Origin of the sequence: Porphyromonas uenonis 60-3 (genome assembly GCF_000174775.1) — a bacterium.
GTDB classification, from domain to species: Bacteria; Bacteroidota; Bacteroidia; order Bacteroidales; family Porphyromonadaceae; genus Porphyromonas; species Porphyromonas uenonis_A.
On sequence record NZ_ACLR01000218.1, the window covers coordinates 1 to 965 of the forward strand.

1 protein-coding gene and 1 pseudogene are annotated in these 965 nt (G+C 51.9%); both read right to left on the reverse strand.

The annotated features are described in order from the left end of the window. A pseudogene (locus PORUE0001_RS08625) lies at nt 1–215 on the reverse strand (IS110 family transposase); the annotation flags it as partial. Nucleotides 216–560: 345 nt separating this feature from the next. Beyond that, nucleotides 561–965, reverse strand: a 405-nt coding sequence (locus tag PORUE0001_RS08630; RefSeq protein ID WP_007366066.1) for an HAD hydrolase family protein, incomplete at its 5' end; no start/stop codon positions are given.

The window sequence follows — 965 nt, forward strand, 5'->3', positions numbered from 1 at the left end:
CCTGTAGTCTCACAGCAGAAGAGCATGGTGTCGGTCTTGACTCCTCGACCAGCGTTCTTCTTGCTCCAAGAGACAAGGCTCCGGAACCCCTTAGGGTTGTTTTCTACAGTGGTGTAGGCGAGCTGCTGCTCGCTGTCTGATTCTGATTCGTAGCGAATCAGGGTGGCATCCAGTTTTTCTTTGGAAACGTCGATGCCGATAAAGTGATATTTCATAACTTTGTATCTGATTATTGATAAGGGCCAGCTAGGCTACATTAGGCTATTACTTTAATTAGGCTCTGAGCCTCACTTTCTAATAAGTCTCAAGTAGCTGAACTCCAGAGGGTCTCTAACAGACCTTAGGCTCGAAGCCTCGTAGGGACGATAGATTACCCTCTGGTTGCTGTCCTTACCTCACTACAACAAAGGTAAGAACAACCCGTTCAACTGACCTAATCTCGGGTCGATTTCTTTTCACTCTGCAAAGTTAAAGCTCTTCCTAAGCATCAAAAAAATATCCACGAAGATATGGCGCATATCTCCGTGGATATTGGGTTTTATAGGGATCGTGTGTCGGCTTTAGTTGCTTGATCTGCTAACTTTGACAGGGCGCAGGGCGCGCATCGCATTGAGCACGGCGAGGACTGTGACGCCTACGTCAGCGAAGACGGCCATCCACATGGAGGCTACACCGAGCAAGGCTAGGAGGAGTACCAGCACCTTGATACCGATGGCAAACCATGCGTTCTGCAGTGCGATGCCGACGGTGTGGCGTGCGATGCGTATGGCGGTTGCTATCTTGAGCGGGTTGTCATCCATAATGACCACGTCGGCCGCCTCTATGGCAGCGTCAGAGCCGAGTCCGCCCATGGCGATACCCACATCGGCACGCGCTAGGACTGGCGCATCGTTGATACCGTCGCCTACGAAGAGGACGGTGCCTCGGGCTGGCTGCTGGAGGATCGCCTCAAGGCGAGACAACTT